Raw genomic sequence first — 4,290 nt, 5'->3', positions numbered from 1 at the left:
GTATGGCGACCTGCCGGCTGGCCTACGACGAAGGCATGGGCGTGGACGTCGTCTCGGCCGGGGAGATCCACACGGCGCTCCGCGCCGGCGTGCCGGCACACGCGCTGATGCTCCACGGAAGCAACAAGACGAAAGAGGAACTCGCGCTGGCGATCGAGGCCGGCGTCGGCCGGCTTGTGGTGGACAATCTCTTCGACCTCGAGATGCTGGACGACCTGACACGTGAGAGGCGAACGCCGGTCGATGTCCTCCTACGGCTCACGCCGGGCATCGAACCGCACACGCACAAAGCGATCACCACCGGAGGGGTGGATAGCAAGTTCGGCTTCGGGATCCAAGACGGGACCGCCCGGGATGCGGTCCGCCGGACGCTCGAGATCCCGGGGTTGCGCGTCCGGGGGCTGCATTGTCATATCGGCTCGCAGGTCACAGAACTGCCCCCGTTCGAATTGGCCGCGCGCTCGATGATGGAGTTCGCCGCATGGATGACCCGCGAGCTCCGCGTTCCTGTCGAGGAGCTCGATCTCGGAGGGGGGCTTGGGATCCGGTACTTACCCACCGACTCTCCGCCCTCGATCCGGGAGTACGCAGCGGCGCTCACGGGCGCCGTCAAAGAGCAGGCCGAGGCGCTCCAGATCCCTCTACCCAGGCTGATGATCGAGCCCGGCCGTTCCATCGTTGGGGATGCCGGCGCAACGCTGTACCGCGTCGGGGCCATCAAACCCATCGCCGGCATCCGGACCTACGTCTCAGTGGACGGGGGGATGTACGAAAATCCGAGGCCGGCGCTGTACCAGGCGCGCTATGAGGCGGCCCTGGCAGAACGGCTGAACGAGCCGCGGGCCCACACCGTGACGATCGCTGGGCGGTGCTGCGAGTCGGGCGATGTCCTGATCTGGGATGTGACCTTGCCCGAGCCACGATCGGGGGACTTGTTGGTGATTTTCAGCACCGGGGCCTACAATTACTCGATGGCCGGCAACTACAATCGGTATCCCCGTCCACCGGTGGTCTTCGTCCAGGACGGTGGTGCGAGGGTGGTCGTGGAGCGGGAGACTGTAGACGACCTGCTGTCCAAGGACGTTCCCCCGGCCTGATCGCGAGGCGCGCGCATGTTTCGACTCGATCTCCGGGAGCTGCTATTTCTCCTGCCGGCCGTTCTCGTTGCGGTCACCATCCACGAGTTTGCGCACGCGCTGGTGGCCGACCGGCTTGGCGACCCAACCCCTCGACACCTTGGCCGGTTGACCCTCAATCCCCTCGCGCACCTGGACGTGCTGGGCACGCTTTTCTTCGTGCTGTTCAGGTTCGGCTGGGCCCGGCCGGTCCCCGTGAACCCAAGAAACTTCGCGCACCCTCGTCAAGGGATGCTGCAGGTCGCCCTCGCAGGCCCCCTGGCCAACGTTACCCTGGCTTTCGTGGTCGGGCTTCTCCTAAAGACCCAAAGCCTTTCCGGAACGGTCTGGGGCGACTTGGCGTCCATGGTCGTGTGGATCAACGTCGTCCTGGCCGTGTTCAACCTCATTCCGATCCCGCCGCTCGATGGGTCCCGCATACTTGAGAACCTGCTCCCCCTGGAACAAGCAGCTGCGTATGCGCGGATTCAACCGTACGGAACGGTCCTGATCCTACTGCTCCTCTATACGGGGGTGATCGGACGCGTGATGTTTCCGGCTATAGAGTGGCTCTATGGGCTCGCCACAGGAACGGGATTCGTGTTGTAACGGCGGGGGTCGACCGCTACCCTGTCGCCTCGCAAGCCGGACGCGTTTCGGGAGGAACCCGAGAACACGCGCCGAATATGCGGGAAGCGTGCAGCAAACGACGTCCCAATAGACGCACCCCTTAGCCGACGCAGCAATCGGAGGAGCGGTTGTGGCATACCATGTAGGGTCTGATAGCTTTACGGGCCCCCTCGATCTTCTTGTTAGCCTCGCACACCGCGGGCAGATCGATTTCAAGACCCTGTCGCTCCGTTCGGTCGCGGAAGAGTATGTTGAACGTGCCCGGACCGCGTTCGACCTAGAGGAGGCGACGGAAGTCCTCGTCCACCTCGCTGTGCTCGCTGATCTCAAGGTGCGAACACTTGTTCCCCACGCACCGGCCCCCGAGGAAGCCCCGGAGGAGGATAATGGCCCGTCGGACCTCCGCGATCGTCTGGGAGCCCAGATGGCGGGGTACCTTAAGTTTCGTGAGGCCGCACACGCGTTGCAGGTGTTGGAGGAGATCCAAAGCCAGGTCTTCGTCCGCTCGCCGGACGCCTCCGATCCCACGGGGGATGTGCTGGTCGAAGGCGTTACGCTCGAGGACCTCTTCGCCGCCTTTGCCCAAGTCCTCCGGCGCTCTCGCGAGGCACCCCAGGAGATCCCGGGCGAGGAGTTCACGGTAGAACAAAAGATGGACGCGCTGCTCGCGATGCTCGAACGAGAGACGGCCGGCGTGGCGTTCCACGCGCTGTTCCGGGAAGGCGCGAGCCGGCTGGAGATTATCGTGACGTTCCTCGCGATGCTCGAGCTCATCAAACAGCGGCGGATTCGGGTGCGGCAGCCGCAGGTGTTCGGGGAGATCCTCGTCGCCTTGGGAGATGCGCCATGAGCGACGCGCATGGCCCCATGGCCACCCTGAAGTCGGGAGGACCCGGCCGGCATCCCGAGGCTCACGACCATCGGCCTGCCCGGATGGCGTCCATAGAACACAGCGAGGGCAGCGTCGAGATCCGCAATGCGATCGAATGCCTCCTGCTGGCACGCGGCGGGACGGTGCGTCTGGCGGAACTGCGCAAGGTTCTGGAGATCGACGAGGGCGAGCTCCTCGCGACGCTCGCGGCGCTGCAGGTGGAATACGAAGGCCGAGGGCTACAGATTCAGGAGATCGCCGACGGCTATCAGCTGTGCACCCGGCCGGAATACGGGACATACGTACAACGCCTGCTGCGCCTGAACGAGCTGGAGCCGCTCACCCGGGCGACCCTCGAGGTCCTCGCGATCGTGGCCTACCGGCAACCGGTGACCCGAGCGGAGGTGGACATGATTCGAGGCGTCCAATCCGCATACCACCTCGTCAAGCTCCAAGACAGGCGGTTGATTCGCGAGGTGGGCCGGCGCCCCGGACCTGGGCGACCGATCCTATACGGGACGACTGAGGGATTTCTCCGGTACTTCGGGCTCAAGGACCTCGGCGCGCTTCCCAAGATTGGAGACCATGAACTCGCCACGGTGCTGGTTCCGCCCGGTTCGTAAGACGCGCGCCGCGTCCTGGGGATGTGTTCTGCTGGTCATGCTGCTGGCCGGTGGACCGTCGTGGGCATCGGCGTCCCGCCAGCGCGCGCCGCGCCACTCGCAGGAGAGCACCGCGGAGCCGCGTCTGACGGCTGCCGCCGCCGTCCTGATGGACGCCAAGACCGGGCAGGTGCTGTATGACCGCAACGCCCACCTGGAGTGGCCCCCGGCGAGCACGACGAAGATCATGACCGCGCTCGTGGCACTCGAGCGGACCCCGCTCGATACCCTGGTCACGATCAGTGGGCCCGTGGCGCGTTTCCGCGAGGGATCTGTCGTCGGCCTCCCGGAGCATGCGCGGATCCGCCTGCGGGAGCTGCTGTACGCACTCATGCTGCCCTCGGGGAACGACGTCGCGCTGGCCGTCGCCGAGGGTGTCGCGGGGACGACCGCGACCTTCGTGGCCCAAATGAATGCGCGCGCCACGGAACTTGGGGCGACGCAAACGCACTTCACCTCCCCCCACGGACTCTACGATCCGGACCACTACTCCACCGCGTACGATCTCGGGCTCATCGCCCGGGTGGCCATGGAGAATCCGATGTTTCGCGAGATCGTCCAGACCCGCACCTGGATGTTCTCCGTCCCCGGAAGGCACGCGCGCCGCCTCATCAACCACAACCGGCTCCTGAGCCGCTACCCTGGGGCCGACGGGATCAAGACGGGCTACGTCCACCAAGCGGGGCTGACGCTCGTGGCGTCGGCGACGCATGACGGATGGCGATTGATTGCCGTGGTGCTGCACAGCACGGACATGTACGGGGATGCATCCCGCCTGCTGACGTATGGGTTTGCCCACTATCACCCCGCGCTGCTCGCATCGGCGGGCGAATCTTTTGTGACGGAAGCGCTCTCCGGAGCGGATGCCCGGTTGGTGGGGACGGTGCCGCAGCCTGTGTACGGGGTCGTGACCGATGGCGACGTAGTGCGGCATCGGGTGACCCTGGACGAGCAGCTCACGCTTCCGGTCCGCCGCGGCAGCCGGATCGGCGAGGTGGCTTTCTACGACTCC

Annotated in this window: 5 protein-coding genes; all 5 read left to right on the top strand. The window is 65.6% G+C overall.

Annotated features, from left to right (window positions below):
• Positions 1–1,097 (top strand): diaminopimelate decarboxylase (lysA, locus tag VFP86_13265; protein HET9000608.1); only part of this gene is annotated, 1,097 nt, incomplete at its 5' end.
• A gap of 15 nt (positions 1,098–1,112) precedes the next feature.
• Entirely contained in the window at positions 1,113–1,724 is a 612-nt protein-coding gene (locus VFP86_13260) for a site-2 protease family protein (GenBank protein HET9000607.1), read from the top strand.
• Positions 1,725–1,875: 151 nt separating this feature from the next.
• On the top strand, positions 1,876–2,595 hold the full coding sequence (locus VFP86_13255; protein ID HET9000606.1) for a segregation/condensation protein A: 720 nt from the start codon (positions 1,876–1,878) through the stop codon (positions 2,593–2,595).
• Entirely contained in the window at positions 2,592–3,239 is a 648-nt protein-coding gene (gene scpB, locus VFP86_13250) for an SMC-Scp complex subunit ScpB (GenBank protein ID HET9000605.1), read from the top strand. Before VFP86_13255 ends, scpB begins: the two co-directional genes overlap by 4 nt.
• On the top strand, positions 3,202–4,290 hold a 1,089-nt coding region (locus VFP86_13245; GenBank protein HET9000604.1), incomplete at its 3' end, for a D-alanyl-D-alanine carboxypeptidase family protein. The genes scpB and VFP86_13245, both read left to right, overlap by 38 nt.

The organism is bacterium (genome assembly GCA_035703895.1).
Lineage (GTDB): Bacteria > Sysuimicrobiota > Sysuimicrobiia > Sysuimicrobiales > Segetimicrobiaceae > Segetimicrobium.
The sequence above is the reverse complement of the archived record's forward strand: the minus strand, read 5'-3'. Positions and strand labels throughout refer to the sequence as shown.

Bases quoted from the DNA above. Each gene is read 5' to 3' on its own strand.
- VFP86_13260 (HET9000607.1), top strand. From the start codon at position 1,113: ATGTTTCGACTCGATCTCCGGGAGCTGCTATTTCTCCTGCCGGCCGTT.
- scpB (HET9000605.1), top strand. From the start codon at position 2,592: ATGAGCGACGCGCATGGCCCCATGGCCACCCTGAAGTCGGGAGGACCC.